We start from the raw sequence: 16,022 nt of genomic DNA, 5'->3' as shown, positions 1-16,022 counted from the left end.
GGAGCATATTCCGCATGAAAGTCACTTTCTCATCCACACAATCAGATAAACGTGATGCCGTTGTCGTCACTTCACTATCCTCCGCCAAGCTGCGTAATGCGGCAGTGGCGCTGGATACCAAAACGGGCGGTGCGCTGACCCGCGCAGTCAGGGCCACGGGCTTTAAAGGCAATGCCGGGCAGAATATCAGCATTTCCGGTCCCGCGAATGAAGATGCAAAACATGTCGTTATTGCCGGATTAGGCAAATCCGCAGAACTGGATGGTAAAAAACTGCAGGCAAACGGTAAAAGCCTGACGGCGATTTTTAACCAGAACGGCGTGAAAAAAGTCGATGTCGAGCTGGATAGCGTGCGCGGCACGAAAGCGGCGGATATGGCTGCGGAAATGGCTTTGGGTGCCACGCTGGAATCCTACAGCTTTGACAAATATAAAACCGGCGCGAAAAAGAAAGATGAGCGCGTGTTGAATTTTGTCGTTGATGATCCGGCTGCAGCCGAGAAAGCTTTTGAGAAGCTGAGTGCGACGGCGAAAGGGGTCTTCCTGACAAAAGATCTGAGCAATGAACCGCCGAATGTGCTTTATCCCGAAAGCTTTGCCGACCGCGTGGTTGACGAGTTTAAAGGCAGTAACGTCACCGTCCGCGTGTTGGACGAGGCAGAGATGGAAAAACTGGGTATGGGTGCGCTTCTTGGCGTTGGTCAAGGCTCCGAGCGCCCGTCGCGTCTGGTTGTGATGGAATATAACGGTGCGCCGGATACGGCCTCCGATGATGAAAAACGCCCGGTCGCCTTTGTCGGTAAAGGCATTACCTTTGATACCGGCGGGATCTCGCTGAAATCAGGCGGCGGCCGTACAATGAAATATGATATGTGCGGTGCGGCGGCTGTTGTCGGTGCAATGAAAACACTGTCGGAACGCGGCGCAGGCTCCAATGTTGTCGGCGTGATCGCGCTGGCGGAAAATATGCCGTCAGGCTCCGCGCAGCGTCCGGATGATGTTGTGACCTCGATGTCCGGCAAAACGGTCGAAATCGTCAATACCGATGCGGAAGGTCGCTTGGTGCTGATTGATGCGCTGACCTATGTACAGCAAAAACATGATCCGAAAGTTGTGGTTGATCTTGCCACGCTGACCGGCGCGATTATCTCCGCACTGGGCAGCGAACATGCCGGATTGTTCACCAATAGCGACAGCTTGTCCGACAAGCTGCTCGAGGCCGGCACAAAAACCGATGAAAAGCTTTGGCGCATGCCGGTTGGCGGTGCTTATGCCGATGGTTTGAAATCAAACATTGCCGATCTGATGCATATGGGCGGCAAGGCCGGCAGTTCCTCTGCCGCGTCTTTCCTTGAAAAATTCATTGATGACGGCCGCGAATGGGCGCATCTGGATATTGCGGGAACGGCGTTCAGCAGCGAAGCCACAGGTTACGGCGTGCGTTTGCTGGACCAGTTTGTTGCGGAAAATTACGAAACGCAAAAAGCAAAACCAAAGCGCACGGCGCAAAGCTCGCTGAAAAAATAAGCTAATAGAAAATTCCATACGAAAAGGCCGGAAAATAATTTTCCGGTCTTTTTTATCGTCCGCTCCATTTTTGGACGAGCTCTTCTGCAATCTCGATCATGGCGGGATCAAATTCTTTAATATAGGCGTGATAATCGGCAAGTTGTTTGTCTTGCAAAAGTTGCTCTGTAATTTTCTCGGGGGGCATTTGCAAGGCGAGCATCTGCAAAAGCCGAGTTTGAAAATGCTCCAGCGGTGTTTTCTTTTTAAACGGGTTGCGCAGCATTCATCAACCTTTCACGATCTTCACAAGTTTTTTGTAATCCGTAATATATGCATTGGCGGCCTCTTTGTTGCCAAGAGTGTGCGGTAGTTGTTCCAGAAAGATATATTTTAAATTGGGGCAGGCCTCTAAAGCGGTGGGCAATATATCCCAGACTTCATCAGGGACGGCATGATCATGTGTATCCCGGCGAATATTTTTTGTATGGCTACCGCGTGACCAGCTACCGCCGGAGATATGCATTTCTTCCACATGCTTTAGCGGATACGTTTTGAGAAGAGCTGGAAGTTCTATTGTAAAGTTCTTTGCCTGACAATAGAGATTGTGCAGATCAAGCAGTAAATACCCTTGAAAAGGTGCTAGTAACTCTTCTAAGAAAGCGCCCTGATTTTCAGCATCTTTCCGGCAGAAGCCTAGCGCAAGGTTTTCCAGGCCGATGCGGCATGGTAGTGCTTGGGCAAGCGTCGCCATATTTTTATGACCGATGGCAACGGCTTCTTGTGAATAGGGAACAGGTAAGGGAGCGCCATATTTGAATATCCAGCCGCTTGAAAAGCCGAAATGCACAGATAGTTGTGTGTAATGTGCTGTCCATGGGCATGTCTTTAACCTTTCAAGCCATGTGCGGCGTTGTTTTTCTCCTCCTACGGATAAAACAGAGTAATGTACGCCGTGACCGACCAATGATTGTTTTTCAGCGTAGCTTTGCAGAATTTTCTGGTCTGCTGCTGTGATTGATTGCGTGTCTACCGTCCATTCAAGGGCGGCAACATGCCCCGTATCAATCAGTTGTTGATAGACAGGCCGCGCCGCATCATTTGGAAAAAATGCAATTCCCGTGCGCACGGTTTCATAGGTCATTTAAGCTTCATCCTAATCCGCAGGTGGGGCAGCCACCCCCTAGTGTCGTATGATGGATGCTAGGAGGTGGAGTTGAAAATTTTTTACTCATATAGGCGAGTGCAAGAGATACCCCTGCGAATACGGCAAGAGCAATATAGAATTTCCATTTCTTTTTTCTTGATGGAGTACTTTCGGAAGGTACTGTATTTTCTTCATGTTCAGATTGTTCTTCAAGGTTCATTTTTTCGTCGCTCATTTGCCGTCACTCCTATGCATTATGCGCATAATTTAGGATGATCCAACGCGTAAAACTCTTAAGAAAAACCGCTGAAACCATTTTGCCAATACAATCCTAATTTTATCATGTTTGGCATAATTTAACAATTGGACGACGGTGAACGCAGTCCGCCCATTTAAAAGCATCGTAAAAAAAATGTTCGACATTCAATAGTTGTATAAGAGAACTTAAGGTGCGGGCTTGTTTGACTTTATATAACGGCGCAAGTTTTGATGTTGGTCTGATTTGATGCCGGAGATGTCTAAAGCGTGTCGTAAAAGCGCGGCGCAATCGGCGTGTTCTTGTTTTAAGGCGCTGGATAAGGCGGTATTACCGCCTGAATCGGCGATAGTAATATCCGCATGTGCGGCAACAAGATGCCGCAGGCAATCCTTATGCCCTTCGCTTGCCGCCCAGAATGAGGCTGTTCTGCCCAGACTGTCTTTCCCGTTGATGTCGGCATTGGCTTCGATAAGAATTTTGACGCAATCGGCATGGCCGTTATAGGCCGCCCATATGATGGCTGTTGTGCCCAGATAATCTTGGGCATCGCAGTCGGCGCCGTTCTCCAGAGCCTCCCGCAATTTTTCAACATCGCCTTTGGTGGAGGCCCAAATGACGCGATAATTCCAATCCGTGTCGGACATAGTGACTGTAATCCATTGTTACGATTTTAGCATTTAACATACTATAAATTGTCCTATGCTGCAATATTCAGCAATAAAAAATGTGCAGTAGGAATTTATGCTGTTGACTACCTTGCCCTGTTACCGGGCTGGGCAGGTCTGACGGGAACAGCGTTTTGTCTTTCCGCAGCGGCGTTTTTCGCATTTAATCCGCGTTCAATGGAATTGCTGTTTTGCGTTTGATGTGCGGCATTGCGAAACAGGAAGAGCGCCAAACCCAATGCAATGACAATAAGCGCTAAGGCTATTATCTTTGTCTTCATCATCTTTCCTTTCCTCACTTGGGGGAGGTTGCATAAAGCCAGAAAACATTCGTGACATCAATAAATTAGTTATGGTATAAAAACAATCTGTTTGTCATTGATTTTATAATTATAAGGAATTTCCGTTGTGAAACAGACTTTTTTCTTGGTGCTTTTTTTGAGCCTTCTCTCAATGAATACAGTCTCTTTTCCACAAGCCGTTTACGCGCAAAGCGCAGACGGTAAAGTGGGCTTGGATGATCCGAGATGGGATGCTGTTTTTGAAAGCGTCGATAAGAGCTATAAAGAAGAACTTCAAAAAAAAGCACAAAGAGATGCTGAAAACGAGCGGCTGCGTAAAAATCAGGAAACAAAACAGCTCTTGCAAGAGATTGAAGCAAATAATAAGAATTTTGAGCAGAAATATAAACCGTTTAATTCACAACCCGCGCAGCCTGTAGCGCAGCCGCAAAATGACCCCTATGCAGACATGCAACGCCAGATGCAAATACGTCAACGACAAGAGGCGCAGCAACGTGCAAAACAAGATGCTGCGCAGGAGGCTTATCAGGATCAGTTGATTGGAAGAAATCAGGGGAGCGCGGGCAACAGTGGAAGCCAGCAACAAAGTCATTCAAAACAGAAACCGTCAGGCTTGACTGTCAATCGCTCCCGCGCAGAAGGTAGAGATGCTTTGACCGGAAAAGTGGAAGCGACACAGAAAGCTGCTCCGGCAGTAAGAACTTGTGAGTGTCGAGGGAATGATAAAGTGATACTCGGCACTTATTGCGCTCCGCAGAATTATATGTACCCAATGACGATGGGGCGTGATGAAGATTGGAAGAGCGGCTTGATTTATATGCCGGGACAATTTGCATGCCAATAACGGGCGACCAACCAGTATTAAATTTGTGAGTATATTATGAAGCAGGATTATATCCTTTCGATTTTTGTAAGCATAATTGCGCTATGCGTCATGCTTATGCCCTCTGTTGTGCAGGCGCAAAGCGGCGAAGATTACTATAATCAGCGCATTAAAATCATTAAAGAATGTGGAAAAGATGAGGCATGCCTTAAAAAAGCAGAAAAAGCAGCGCGCGCGAAACGCAAAGAGACGCAGGATTTCTTGCGTGGCAACACGGACCGTTTACAATATAGCGAAGAGCTTGTGGTCACAAAAGATGCTGAAAGCGCAGCGCAATCCGGAAAAACCTCTATAGCGGATCTGATCAAAGAGATTGAAGAAGCCAAGTTTTTTCGTGAGCTGGATCAGGCACAGAACGGCCTTAAAAGCACTTCAACTTGCGGTACATACCGGAAAAAAGCCATAGAGTCGCGTGATGCGCTGGATGAGCTGAACAGCCGAGTGCAAAATAAAACGACAGGTAATTATGGTCGGCAAGCGCAAGAGCTAAAGGATGAGAACACAAATGCGATTAAAGATCTTGAGACTTGCTATGCCCGCTATCTTCCCGGATATCCGATATTAAAGGCGCATGGTATTTTAACCTATGATGCACATACGAATGCTTATAATAATCTGGTGGATTTCTATGACAGTATTCCAAGTCTAGGCGTCCACATAGCAGAGCTAGAGGCAGAGCTTGAGAAAAAGCGGCAAGCTGATCGTGACCTTGATAATCTTGCGATAGGCACAGAGCGGGCATCCACTGATGTGGTTGCGGTCGTATCACGCACACACAAAAGTGTTGAGGTTCTTCCGGGTGGCCGAGGCAATCGCTGGAAGCAGGTGAAAAGAGGATACCAGTTGCGCATGAGTGATGAGCTACGCACGGGATCGGAAGGGCGTGCCCGTATTGTTTTTGATACGGCTTATAGTGAGGGACAGGCCGGACGCGCCATCATTAATATCGGTAGCGATTCTCAGGTGAAAATGACCCGCTTTATAAAAGGCATGCAAAGACCACCTCAAAGCACTCTGGATTTAATCAGGGGAACGGTTCGGGGCTTTGTCAGAAATTGGGGCTACCGCAGTTCTTTTAATGTTAGAACCGGCACTTCATTATGCGGTATTCGTGGCACGGAAGTCGCCATCACTTATAATCCTGATACCGCCACAACAGATTATCACCTTGATCATGGCGATGCTTTTGTGGATGCCGGCGGCCAACAGACCACGCTAACCCCGCGCACATCACGGAGATTTTCGAATGGTATTCTGAGTGCCGAGTGGCCTTTAGAAAAATCTGATTGGAGCAAAATTCTGGCCTCTACAGGCGATGGTCTTGCTGAAACGCTGGCGACTGCAAACGCCTCCTATAGTGAGCTGTTGTTGCCACTCAAAGCTTCCGGTGGCGTTACCAAGGCACAGATTGTAACGAATGATAAGGTTAAAATGAAAGCGGCTGAAGCGGCTGCCGAGAAATTTATTAAAGCACTGCAATGGAATGATGAAACGCTTTTGAATGCGGCTGTCGGTGGCGTTCAAAAAAGCATGCTTGAAAAAAATCGTCAGAACAGACCTTTGAAAGAGTGGCTTGACGGCAACAAACAACGACCAACACGTTTTGACATTAAATGCACTTTATGCGAAGGCAATAGCTGTGAAGTTCTGGCTTATCTGGAAACGGAAGCTGATTTGCCGGGGGCGGGGAAAGATACAATTTTTGTCTCCACATATGCGGATGAGATGCCGGATACATGGCGTGTTACCGCGACGCATGTCGAGAAAAAGCGCATCACGGCTTTCAGATTGAAACCGGCTTTTTGCTATCAGTAACCTGTGCGATGATTTAAAGATAAAAGAAGTGGTGCCGCAGAAGAGATTTGAGCTCCCGACCCACGCATTACGAATTATTTTATGGCTAATGCAATATTGGCAAATACCTATTAAGATGCAGTAATAAAAAATCACGCTGTTTCTTGTGTTATTTGGCTTCTTAGCGCGTCACCTGAGCGGCTGTTTAAATATCTATTTATACCAGACAATACCTTCCAACCTTATTACTGCCTTATTACAATAAATCGTAATGTGTAGCATTATGACTTTGATATAGAGGCTTTATGAACTGTATTATTGAGCTTATAATCGTCGTGTGGAGGGACATAAATGCGTAAAACATTACTTACATTCATTGATATATTTATAATTATTTTTGTATTCGGCGGGTTATTTGCTTTTGGTTATATACCATCCAGACAACAGCCTACATTGGTAGTTGTTCTTATTCTCGGTTCTGTGGTGCTTGTAATTCTGCGTTTGATTTTGCAGAGCAAGGCCAGAAATTCAGAGGCAGGAGGGCGTGATGATCAACAATAGAAATTTAGAGTCAGAGGGGGGACATGATCAACCGCTTTTTATTCTGAAGCCCAGTCCGGATAGTCCGAGAAGACGGAGTCCCCGAAGCGTGTTTATCATAGGAGCCGTTTGGCCTGCCGCATCTATTGTCTTGATTGTTCTATTAATGTTTTTCTTGCGCATCGATCTGGACGAGAACTTTGCTTATATTGTAGTGGCTGTGGTTGCGGCATCATTGCTTATCGCACACCGTTATGTTTCTGGCCGCGGTGGTTATGATATTTCCTACGAATTTTATGAGCGCGTGTTAAAGTATAACTATATGGAGTATGGCTTGGATGGCAAAACAGCTCCAAAGAAGCGCTCCATATCCCTTCCTTATTTTGAAATTAGAGGTGTGGAATTGGCGCCGCGTCCACCGTCATCAGATGATAAATTTGTAGATATTCATGTTAGCATTCACACTCCGGAAATGCGGAAATTAATGTGCGGTACGCTTAATCCTAACAAGGAATTCTTTCTTTTTGATATTCCGGCTACAGAGCGCCCGATCCGCCGCATTAGAGAACTTCTCGAGAGTTATCACGAAAAAAATCCGCGTGCAGATGAATTTGCGGCAATGCTTGGTGCGACATAGCGCAGTTTCTCGATGACGGAAAAAACACCGGATTATTAAGGTCCTGCTAGACTATATTCTTTTTTGTTAGCGCTCATTATTCCGGTTTTTTGTCGTTGTGTTTTTGCGTTGGATTTAGATTATCGGGAGGATCTTCATGTCCCCAGAACAGATTTTTACCCAAACGAGGAAAATTCTTTTCAATACAATTCCTTATTCTGTAATAGGTAGGTTTAAACCATGGGAACAGTTTGGGAATGACTTCCCTATGGACGGTGCTAAGCATCCAAAGATAGTAATTGGCCACAAAAAAGGGCAAGAGAAATAACAGTAGAACAAGGCCATAATGCAAAGGAACAGGCGCTTCTGCCGGAAGGCGTAAGTAAGTCGCACATATCCATTGCCAGCTTGCCCAAATGGAAAAAGAGTAAGATGCGAAAAGGACGGTTAACCTTATGAGCGGCATTAAATTCTTCATGCGCGAGCCTGAAAGTTGTAAGTGCAAATATTTCTCGGCAGCCAATCATATAATTTCATGTAAATGCACGAGCTTAAATTAGCATATCATTCTTTTATAAAAGATCAGTAAATATGAGTAATTACCTAATAAGCAGTCTGTAATTTTACAACAGGACTCAATCTTAAAGTGAAATATTGGCGAGTAGAGTGGTGTGGCTTTGGTGGAAATGTGGAAATGGTGCCGCAGAAGAGATTTGAACTCCCGACCCACGCATTACGAATGCGTTGCTCTACCCCTGAGCTACTGCGGCAAACCATGGGCAGATTATACGGAAGTTTTTGCAAAATCAAGAGGAAACTCTTGCCGCCGTTCAAAAGCCGTGGCATGCTGTTTTCTGCAAGCACAAACCTGTTTTGGTTCTTTCTTATATGAATGATTTTGTGACATCGCTGGTGCGTGAAAAAATCGTCTTTCTGCCGCAAGATGCCGAGGGCGGTGATGAGGAGCCAACGGTGATCCGCAGCAACCGCATTTATTTGCGGCTGGTGAAAGGGGATGTCACGGATAATGTCGTCATCCGTGCACAAAATATGGGTGACACGCTGCGCATGGCGGCGCGGGTTGTGGAAGACCATATGTGGAAAGGGGCGCTGAGTACGCGCAAACCGCCATGGCGGTCGATGTGGCAGCAGGCTGTTTCTCTCTATGGCGCACATTTCAACACCGAAAATAACTGGGTGGCTGTTTATATCGACGGTAAAAACGTTTATGAAACAACGAAATCCCCCTTTACCGATGTGGTCGAACGTTGTGCGCTGGCGACATTGTATAATTATGATGAGACCTTAAAAACGGTCGAGACCGTCATGGATAAGCTGGAAAAGCCTGTCCAGGTTAAGCATAGCGCGAATATCGCCGCAATTTTCCGCGATAGCGGGGAGATTACGCGCACCTCATTGATGCATCGGGGGGGGACGCGTCATCACACTTTTCACTTCACGGCGGAAGGCGGCGAGGCGGGCAGAATTGAACGGATTGCCGATTGTTTTGCCATTGCCGGTGCTTTCCTGGAGGCGATTGAGCTCAATATTTTACTCGCCAATCCGGAAACAGCACTTGCCAGCGACGCGATAGGTGCGCATTCTGGAAGGGCAGAAAAACTGGAGGCGGCGCGCCAAAGACATATCCAGATCAAACATGCGGTCAACAGCTTTGAAAACCGCTTTACGGTGAATTACCGCCCCGACAAGCCGAATCTTTGGTAAGATCGTATTATTTTTTAAAGGACTATAAGGAGGAAAATCATGGCAGATGAAAACGAGACGATGGATTTGCTCGATATTGCCCATCAAATTCTGGAAGACCATCATATCAGCGTAGATGAAGTCGAAATGATGCGCGCCAGCATTGTCGCTGACGGCGCGATTGATCAGGAAGAGGCGGAAATGCTGTTTGCCATTAATGATGCCGTGTCTGACGGCGGCAGCAAATGCCGCGAATATGACCAGCTGTTTATCGAGGCGATTACGGCCTTCCTGCTGGCGGATGAAATTTCCTGGGGCGTTATGGATGATACCGAATGGGATTGGCTGAAAGCCATGATCGGCGAGGATGATGATCTGGGTGAGCTGGAAGCCAAATTGCTGGCGCATCTGGCCAAGGTCTCCACATCGGTTCCGGCTGATTTTTTCAATTTTGCCGAGCGTTTTGAAGAAATCGAATATGAAGATGTGGATGAATCGCGCATGACATTTCTCTCCAACTATGTGCGCGGCATGCTGGACGGTAAAGTCCGCCAGCCCGTCTAAGAGTAGTCGGCGGATGTTTAAAGCTGAATCAGGACGGCGCTTGCGTCGTCCGATTTTTTCAGGCGCGGGAAGTTTTTGCCCTGCGGGTCTTCCTCATTCTCGATAAAGCGCAGCTCGTCATACAGCGCCGGCAGTCCGGCGGATTTTGCCTTGGCAATCAGCGTTTCATTATTGTAATGCCCGTATTTATCAACCAGCGCGGAAAAGCCGTCTGACATAATCAATGCGTGACCGCCCTGTTTACGCGGAAATTTCTCATGCCGTACACCTTTGAGAGCCGCGGCATCGAGAGAGAAAATCGGATAGCCGTCTTCCGTGTTGATTTTCCGGCGCTGGTTTGCAAGATGCGGCAGCAGCTTTTGCCGGACACCGGGGAAATCAAAACCGGCCTGCAGTAGCGGCGCGGCCGCAGCGATGGAGGCGCGATCCAGCTCGACCAGCATTGGGTCGGGCGCATGCATGACAACGCCTTCCGGCGTTTCCAGCACGATCGGGCAGTCACCGAGGCTGAAACAATAGACATCCGGGCCACTGGGCGGCGCATAGGCAATTGCAAGGCTGGCGCAGGGCATTTCCGAGCCGTCTACAGGGTCGCGGTGCTTGCTGCGGTCGAATTCAGCGCGGATTTCCGTGACGGTTTTGTCCAGAATATCCTGCACGTAATCGACAGCCGTTTCCGCATGGGAGTCGTCGAATTTTTTGAAATTATGCATCAGCAAAGCATGCGCCGCATGGGAGAACCATGCCGCATCCGTCATGTCTTCACCGGCAATGAGCGGCATTTTCGCAAGACCGGTTGCGCCGTCAATCACCCATGCTGCGCCGCGTTCGGCAACGCCGCCGCAGACATCCTCATTCGGACGGGCGGGTGCGCCGGGGGCGGACAGCATGTCGCGGATAATCATACGGCTTAACCTTTTTTCTGCTTTAAGGCGGATTGTGCCGCCGCCAGACGGGCAATCGGCACGCGATAGGGCGAGCAGGAAACGTAATCCAGCCCGGCATCCTGAAAGAAGTCGATGGATAGCGGATCGCCGCCATGTTCGCCGCAGATGCCGATTTTTAAATCGGCACGGGTTTTGCGGCCGCGTTCCACGCCGATCTTGACCAATTCGCCGACACCTTCGCTGTCGATGGTCATGAACGGGTCGCGCGCCCAGATACCGACATCATGGTAATAGGGCAGGAAGCTTCCCGCATCATCACGGCTGAGCCCCAGCGCGGTTTGCGTCAGGTCATTTGTGCCGAAGCTGAAGAAAGCGGCGCTTTGTGCGATATCATCCGCTTTCAGCGCGGCGCGCGGCAGTTCGATCATCGTGCCGACAATATAATCAAGATCGCTGATACCGTGTTTCTCCATCAGCTTTTTGGCTTCGCCGTCAATGATGTCTTTCACAATCGCCAATTCGCGCGCGGTGGCAACCAGCGGCACCATGATTTCCAGCGTCGGTACATCCAGACCTTCTTTGCGGGTGGTCAGCGCGGCATCAAAAATCGCACGTGCCTGCATGGCATAGATTTCGGGGTAAACGATGCCAAGGCGGCAGCCGCGATGCCCCAGCATCGGGTTTGCTTCATGCAGACGGGCGATGCGGGTTTTGACAGTTTCTTCCGGCAGGTTGATGGCCTCCGCAAGTTTTGTGATCTCGGGCGTTTCATGCGGCAGGAATTCATGCAGCGGCGGATCCAGCAGGCGGATCGTGACCGGCAGTCCTGCCATCACGCGAAACAGAGCGGCGAAGTCTTTTTGCTGTTCCGGCTCCAATGCGGCGAGAGCGGCGTTACGCTCCTCGTCATTCTCAGCCAAAATCATACGGCGGACATTCAGAATACGGTCAGTGTCAAAGAACATATGCTCGGTACGGCACAGTCCAATACCTTCCGCACCGAATTGACGTGCGGCAGTGGCATCATCGGGGGTGTCGGCATTGGCGCGAACGCCCAGTGTGCGGACATCATCCGCCCATTCCATCAATGTTTCAAAATCACCGGACAGATCAGGCTGGATTGTGGAAACGCTGCCTGCGAAAACTTCGCCGGTCGCGCCGTCAATCGTGACGGTATCTCCCGCATTCAGAACCGTGCCGCCAATGGTCAGGGTTTTGTCCTGATAATTGATATTCAGCGCACTTGCACCGGCAACGCAAGGCCGCCCCATACCGCGTGCGACAACCGCCGCATGGCTGGTCATACCGCCGCGCGCCGTCAGAATACCTTCTGCGGCATGCATGCCGTGAATGTCTTCAGGGCTGGTTTCAATACGGCATAGAATGACATGGTGGCCCAGCTTGGCTTTTTGCTCGGCATCATCGGCATGGAAAGACAAGATTCCTGATGCGGCGCCGGGAGAGGCCGGAAGCCCTTTTGTCAGCGTGTCTTTTTCTGCGGCAGGGTCCAGCATCGGATGCAGCAGCTGGTCAATCGCCTCCGGCGCGATCCGCAATACGGCTTCTTCCTTTGTAATCAGTTTTTCGGCAGCCATATCAACGGCGATTTTCAGTGCAGCGGCTGCCGTACGTTTCCCTGTGCGGGTTTGCAGCATGTAAAGCTTGCCGCTTTGGATCGTAAATTCAATATCCTGCATGTCGCGGTAATGTTCTTCCAGAATGTCGCGGATACGCATCAGCTCGTGGAACATTTCCGGCAGGGTTTCCTCCATGGCGGGCAGGTCGGAATGGTTGGCTTCCTTGCCTTTGATAGTCAGATGCTGCGGCGTGCGGATACCGGCAACAACGTCCTCACCCTGCGCATTCATCAGATATTCCCCGTAAAAGCGGTTTTCTCCGGTGCTGGGGTCGCGCGTGAAAGCAACGCCCGTTGCACAGTTGTCGCCCATATTGCCGAAAACCATCGCCTGTACATTGACGGCGGTGCCCCAGTCTTCGGGAATGTTGTTCAGGCGGCGATAGGTGATGGCACGCGGCACCATCCATGACTGGAACACGGCACCGACCGCACCCCAAAGCTGCTGCTCCGGATCATCGGGGAAAGGGTGGCCGGTTTCATCGGCAACCAGTTTTTTGAACTGCGCAACAATATCCTGCCAGCCTTCAGCACTGATTGCGGTATCGTGGGAGATATTTTCACGGCGCTTGACCGTATCGAGAATGTCTTCGAACATGTCATGATCAACGCCGAGGACGACATCGCCATACATCTGGATAAAACGGCGGTAGCTGTCCCATGCGAAACGGGCATCGCCGCTGCGCTTGGCCAAACCGGCAACGGTTTTGTCATTCAGCCCCAGATTCAGGACGGTATCCATCATGCCCGGCATGGAAACACGCGCGCCGGAACGGACCGAAAGCAGCAGTGGATTTGTTTCATCACCAAAGCGGCAATTCATTTCTTTTTCAATAGCTTCAATGGCTGTTTTAATTTGCGCCTTTAATGTGTCCGGATAGGTATTGCCGTTGCTGTAAAAATAAGTGCACATCTCTGTCGTAATCGTAAAGCCGGGCGGAACGGGAAGGCCTAAAAGGCACATTTCCGCTAGATTAGCCCCTTTGCCGCCGAGAAGGTCGCGCTGGGCGGCGTCACCATCGGTGCCGTCTGCGCCGAAACTGTAAACCCATTTCTGCGTGGCGGTGTCCGTTTTTGCGCTGTGTTCCTTGGTGGGGGGGTGTGCGGTGAGGGGTTGTGCTGTCATCGTCTCCGGCTCCTGTCTGGTTGCTCTGGCGAATACCGTTGGTGAATGTCACCTGAGACTAGGCAAAAGCCGTGTTTTCGTCAAGTTCAAACAAGCCTGTTTTTGCCTTGTGTCTTACCGCCGTTTTCCCTTGACTTCTTGTCATAATTTGCATTATGATGCCAGTATTCTTGGCGTGTAAGATTTAAAGAGATGAAAGATGAAGTTTCTGAAAAACATAAAAAATTCCATCACATCCGTTTTTAACGGTTTTTCGCATTTGCGCGAAGACTGGCTGGAAAGCCATCGTACGCCTGTGGAAGACAGTGAACGTGAATTCCAAAGTCTTGTCATGCGTCGGCAATGGAACGGTAAATGGCGTGTGGACGGTTTTGCTTATGAGCCTGCAGACCGCTATGTCGTTCTGGGTATGGGTGAGGCGATTCCCGACACTTATCAGGTGCAGACGGGGCCGGAAAAAACCGAACAATATTACGGCCATCTGACGGGCAACCGTGCAACGGACATGGTTTTTAAAGATGCCGTTGCTATCCTGAAAGAATATGATGCCGACGCGCAAAATGCCGCATTTTTACAGGAAATCAAAGCCAAACCGCATGACCGCCATTATGCGGTGATGATGGCGGCTTATGACGAGCGCAAAGCCGTGAAGGCGGAAAAAGCGGCTGCAAAACGCAAGCCGAAGCGCTGATTTTTCTCCGCATTTCTCCCGTTTTTTACCCGATTTATATTTGTGCCTGTCTGTAAGATACAGTACAGTTAAAAAAGCATGTTTTCCTGTGCGGAAAACGGCTTTCCAAAGACGTACTTAAAAAGAACAGGACTTAAAAAAAATGACAAAGGCACAAACGGCGGAGACCGCAGCCCCCGCACAAAGCGGTATTGTTGATATGGATGATCTGGTCGCACTGTGTAAACGGCGCGGCTTTGTTTTTCGGGCATCCGAAATTTATGACGGTATCAACGGTTTTTGGGATTACGGTCCGCTGGGCGTGGCGCTGAAGAACAATCTGCGTGATTTGTGGTGGCAGGATATGGTCATCGCGCCGCCGATCGGTCCTGACGGCAAAGTGCTGGATATAGTCGGCCTTGACAGTTCCATCATTCAAAACCCGAAAGCCTGGGAAGCCTCGGGGCATGTCGCAGGTTTTAATGACCCGATGGCGGATTGTAAGGAAACGAAGCTGCGTTACCGCGCCGACCATCTGTTTGTCTGCGTTTTTGAAGAGGGCGATGTCTGGCCCGCCTTTATGGAAGGTGAAAGCGAAGCGGCGGTACAAAAACGCATTCATAAGCTGAAACTGCATGGCGAATTCACACGTTTGCCGTTTACGGACAAGACGGTTTCCGAGAACCTGTCCAAAGTGCAGGGACCTGATGCGAAAGAGCCCGGCACACTGACCGAACCGCGCAGCTTTAACCTGATGTTCAAAACCTTTATCGGTGCAACGGCGACGGAAGACGATGTTGCCTATCTGCGTCCTGAAACGGCGCAGGGTATCTTTTTGAATTACCGCAATGTGCTGTCCTCCTCACGTGTGAAAATGCCCTTTGGTATTGCGCAGATCGGGAAGGCCTTCCGTAACGAGGTCACGCCGCGCAATTTTATCTATCGCAGCCGCGAATTCGAACAAATGGAAATGGAATGGTTCTGCCATCCGGATGATGCGAAAATGTGGTTTGATTTCTGGATGGAGCAGCGCAAGGCATGGTGGAAAAAAGTCGGCTTGCGCGATGAAAATCTGCTGATCCGTCCGCATGAGTCGGATGAATTGTCGCATTACGCGAAAGAAGGTTACGGTACGGTGGATGTGGAATACCGTTTCCCCTTTACGGCACCGGGATTTGGCGAGCTGGAAGGTGTTGCGCACCGCTGTAATTTTGACCTGACGGAACATCAGAAACATTCCGGCACGAAGATGGAATATGTTGATCCGCAGGAGCCTGACAAGCGCTTTATCCCGCATGTGATCGAGCCTGCGGCCGGTCTGACGCGCGGCGTTCTGGCCGTGCTGGCGGATGCCTATACCGCTGACCCGTCGCGGCCCAGCAAAATGTTTATGAAATTTAATCCGAAACTTGCGCCTGTCAAAGCGGCGGTTCTGCCGCTGCTGAGTAAAGACGGGCTTCCTGAAATTGCTGAAAAGCTTTATATGTCGCTGCGCGGGAAATTCATGACCGAGCTCGATATCAAGCAGAATATCGGCAAGCGCTATGCGCGTCAGGATGAAATCGGAACACCTTTCTGCCTGACCGTTGATCCGGAAACGCATGACGATCAGGCTGTCACTGTGCGCCACCGCGACACGATGCAACAAACCCGCATCGGGCTCGATAAGGTGGAGGCATATCTTGCGGAAAAACTGCTTTAGGCCGTCTCCGGCTTTTGTTTAA

17 protein-coding genes and 1 tRNA gene are annotated in these 16,022 nt (G+C 49.6%); 9 read left to right on the top strand and 9 right to left on the bottom strand.

Going from position 1 to position 16,022, the window contains the following annotated elements:
• Positions 1-14 precede the first annotated feature (14 nt).
• Entirely contained in the window at positions 15-1,526 is a 1,512-nt protein-coding gene (locus tag HND56_07535; protein ID QKK05543.1) for a leucyl aminopeptidase, read from the top strand.
• A 52-nt stretch (positions 1,527-1,578) separates the two neighbouring features.
• On the opposite strand, the gene HND56_07530 is transcribed toward HND56_07535, so the two are convergent.
• The 5 genes from HND56_07530 to HND56_07510 form a co-directional block, all read right to left on the bottom strand.
• Positions 1,579-1,791 (bottom strand): hypothetical protein, encoded by a 213-nt coding sequence (locus HND56_07530; GenBank protein ID QKK05542.1) that lies wholly within the window; start codon positions 1,789-1,791, stop codon positions 1,579-1,581.
• A gap of 3 nt (positions 1,792-1,794) precedes the next feature.
• Complete coding sequence (locus tag HND56_07525; protein ID QKK05541.1) at positions 1,795-2,649, bottom strand: DUF692 family protein; 855 nt, start codon at positions 2,647-2,649, stop codon at positions 1,795-1,797.
• A gap of 7 nt (positions 2,650-2,656) precedes the next feature.
• Positions 2,657-2,887 carry a hypothetical protein gene (locus tag HND56_07520; protein QKK05540.1) on the bottom strand — a complete coding sequence of 77 codons (231 nt, stop codon included), beginning with the start codon at positions 2,885-2,887 and terminating at the stop codon, positions 2,657-2,659.
• Between the two features lie 209 nt (positions 2,888-3,096).
• On the bottom strand, positions 3,097-3,555 hold the full coding sequence (locus HND56_07515; protein ID QKK05539.1) for an ankyrin repeat domain-containing protein: 459 nt from the start codon (positions 3,553-3,555) through the stop codon (positions 3,097-3,099).
• Between the two features lie 107 nt (positions 3,556-3,662).
• Positions 3,663-3,860 (bottom strand): hypothetical protein, encoded by a 198-nt coding sequence (locus HND56_07510; protein ID QKK05538.1) that lies wholly within the window; start codon positions 3,858-3,860, stop codon positions 3,663-3,665.
• A 124-nt stretch (positions 3,861-3,984) separates the two neighbouring features.
• Here HND56_07510 and HND56_07505 point away from each other — a divergent pair, with 124 nt between their 5' ends.
• From HND56_07505 to HND56_07490, 4 genes are all read left to right on the top strand, one after another.
• Complete coding sequence (locus HND56_07505; GenBank protein QKK05537.1) at positions 3,985-4,722, top strand: hypothetical protein; 738 nt, start codon at positions 3,985-3,987, stop codon at positions 4,720-4,722.
• A gap of 36 nt (positions 4,723-4,758) precedes the next feature.
• A complete protein-coding gene (locus HND56_07500; protein ID QKK05536.1) occupies positions 4,759-6,576 on the top strand; it encodes a hypothetical protein in 1,818 nt (605 codons plus the stop codon).
• A 330-nt stretch (positions 6,577-6,906) separates the two neighbouring features.
• Positions 6,907-7,116, top strand: coding sequence for a hypothetical protein (locus HND56_07495; GenBank protein ID QKK05535.1), 210 nt, complete (start codon positions 6,907-6,909; stop codon positions 7,114-7,116).
• 88 nt (positions 7,117-7,204) lie between these two features.
• Positions 7,205-7,732 (top strand): hypothetical protein, encoded by a 528-nt coding sequence (locus HND56_07490; protein ID QKK05534.1) that lies wholly within the window; start codon positions 7,205-7,207, stop codon positions 7,730-7,732.
• Positions 7,733-7,808: 76 nt separating this feature from the next.
• Here HND56_07490 and HND56_07485 read toward each other — a convergent pair whose 3' ends face one another.
• Together HND56_07485 and HND56_07480 are read right to left on the bottom strand one after the other, a co-directional pair.
• Positions 7,809-8,234, bottom strand: a complete 426-nt coding sequence (locus HND56_07485; GenBank protein QKK05533.1) for a hypothetical protein — start codon at positions 8,232-8,234, stop codon at positions 7,809-7,811.
• Between the two features lie 172 nt (positions 8,235-8,406).
• Positions 8,407-8,481: transfer RNA gene (locus tag HND56_07480), tRNA-Thr, on the bottom strand.
• 28 nt (positions 8,482-8,509) lie between these two features.
• Between HND56_07480 and HND56_07475 the strand changes: the two genes are divergently transcribed.
• Both HND56_07475 and HND56_07470 read left to right on the top strand, forming a co-directional pair.
• Entirely contained in the window at positions 8,510-9,436 is a 927-nt protein-coding gene (locus tag HND56_07475; protein QKK05532.1) for a hypothetical protein, read from the top strand.
• 39 nt (positions 9,437-9,475) lie between these two features.
• A complete protein-coding gene (locus tag HND56_07470) occupies positions 9,476-9,979 on the top strand; it encodes a hypothetical protein (GenBank protein QKK05531.1) in 504 nt (167 codons plus the stop codon).
• 17 nt (positions 9,980-9,996) lie between these two features.
• On the opposite strand, the gene HND56_07465 is transcribed toward HND56_07470, so the two are convergent.
• Positions 9,997-10,884, bottom strand: a complete 888-nt coding sequence (locus tag HND56_07465) for a hypothetical protein (protein QKK05530.1) — start codon at positions 10,882-10,884, stop codon at positions 9,997-9,999.
• A 5-nt stretch (positions 10,885-10,889) separates the two neighbouring features.
• The gene (locus tag HND56_07460) at positions 10,890-13,628 is read right to left on the bottom strand and encodes a pyruvate, phosphate dikinase (GenBank protein QKK05529.1); all 2,739 of its coding nucleotides are present in this window, start codon (positions 13,626-13,628) and stop codon (positions 10,890-10,892) included.
• 199 nt (positions 13,629-13,827) lie between these two features.
• On the opposite strand from HND56_07460, the gene HND56_07455 reads away from it, so the two are divergent.
• Together HND56_07455 and HND56_07450 are read left to right on the top strand one after the other, a co-directional pair.
• A complete protein-coding gene (locus tag HND56_07455) occupies positions 13,828-14,319 on the top strand; it encodes a hypothetical protein (GenBank protein ID QKK05528.1) in 492 nt (163 codons plus the stop codon).
• A 199-nt stretch (positions 14,320-14,518) separates the two neighbouring features.
• Complete coding sequence (locus HND56_07450; protein ID QKK06593.1) at positions 14,519-16,000, top strand: glycine--tRNA ligase; 1,482 nt, start codon at positions 14,519-14,521, stop codon at positions 15,998-16,000.
• Positions 16,001-16,022 lie beyond the last annotated feature (22 nt).

The organism is Pseudomonadota bacterium (genome assembly GCA_013285465.1).
Classification (GTDB): domain Bacteria; phylum Pseudomonadota; class Alphaproteobacteria; order Micavibrionales; family CSBR16-224; genus CSBR16-224.
This window is presented reverse-complemented; position numbering and strand designations above follow the sequence as displayed.

What these genes read in the sequence shown, in the direction of transcription:
- HND56_07530 (QKK05542.1), bottom strand. Translation starts at nt 1,791, where the DNA reads ATGCTGCGCAACCCGTTTAAAAAGAAAACACCGCTGGAGCATTTTCAA.
- HND56_07525 (QKK05541.1), bottom strand. Translation starts at nt 2,649, where the DNA reads ATGACCTATGAAACCGTGCGCACGGGAATTGCATTTTTTCCAAATGAT.
- HND56_07455 (QKK05528.1), top strand. Translation starts at nt 13,828, where the DNA reads ATGAAGTTTCTGAAAAACATAAAAAATTCCATCACATCCGTTTTTAAC.
- HND56_07500 (QKK05536.1), top strand. Translation starts at nt 4,759, where the DNA reads ATGAAGCAGGATTATATCCTTTCGATTTTTGTAAGCATAATTGCGCTA.
- HND56_07460 (QKK05529.1), bottom strand. Translation starts at nt 13,628, where the DNA reads ATGACAGCACAACCCCTCACCGCACACCCCCCCACCAAGGAACACAGC.
- HND56_07510 (QKK05538.1), bottom strand. Translation starts at nt 3,860, where the DNA reads ATGATGAAGACAAAGATAATAGCCTTAGCGCTTATTGTCATTGCATTG.
- HND56_07520 (QKK05540.1), bottom strand. Translation starts at nt 2,887, where the DNA reads ATGAGCGACGAAAAAATGAACCTTGAAGAACAATCTGAACATGAAGAA.
- HND56_07495 (QKK05535.1), top strand. Translation starts at nt 6,907, where the DNA reads ATGCGTAAAACATTACTTACATTCATTGATATATTTATAATTATTTTT.
- HND56_07465 (QKK05530.1), bottom strand. Translation starts at nt 10,884, where the DNA reads ATGATTATCCGCGACATGCTGTCCGCCCCCGGCGCACCCGCCCGTCCG.
- HND56_07515 (QKK05539.1), bottom strand. Translation starts at nt 3,555, where the DNA reads ATGTCCGACACGGATTGGAATTATCGCGTCATTTGGGCCTCCACCAAA.
- HND56_07535 (QKK05543.1), top strand. Translation starts at nt 15, where the DNA reads ATGAAAGTCACTTTCTCATCCACACAATCAGATAAACGTGATGCCGTT.
- HND56_07450 (QKK06593.1), top strand. Translation starts at nt 14,519, where the DNA reads ATGGATGATCTGGTCGCACTGTGTAAACGGCGCGGCTTTGTTTTTCGG.
- HND56_07470 (QKK05531.1), top strand. Translation starts at nt 9,476, where the DNA reads ATGGCAGATGAAAACGAGACGATGGATTTGCTCGATATTGCCCATCAA.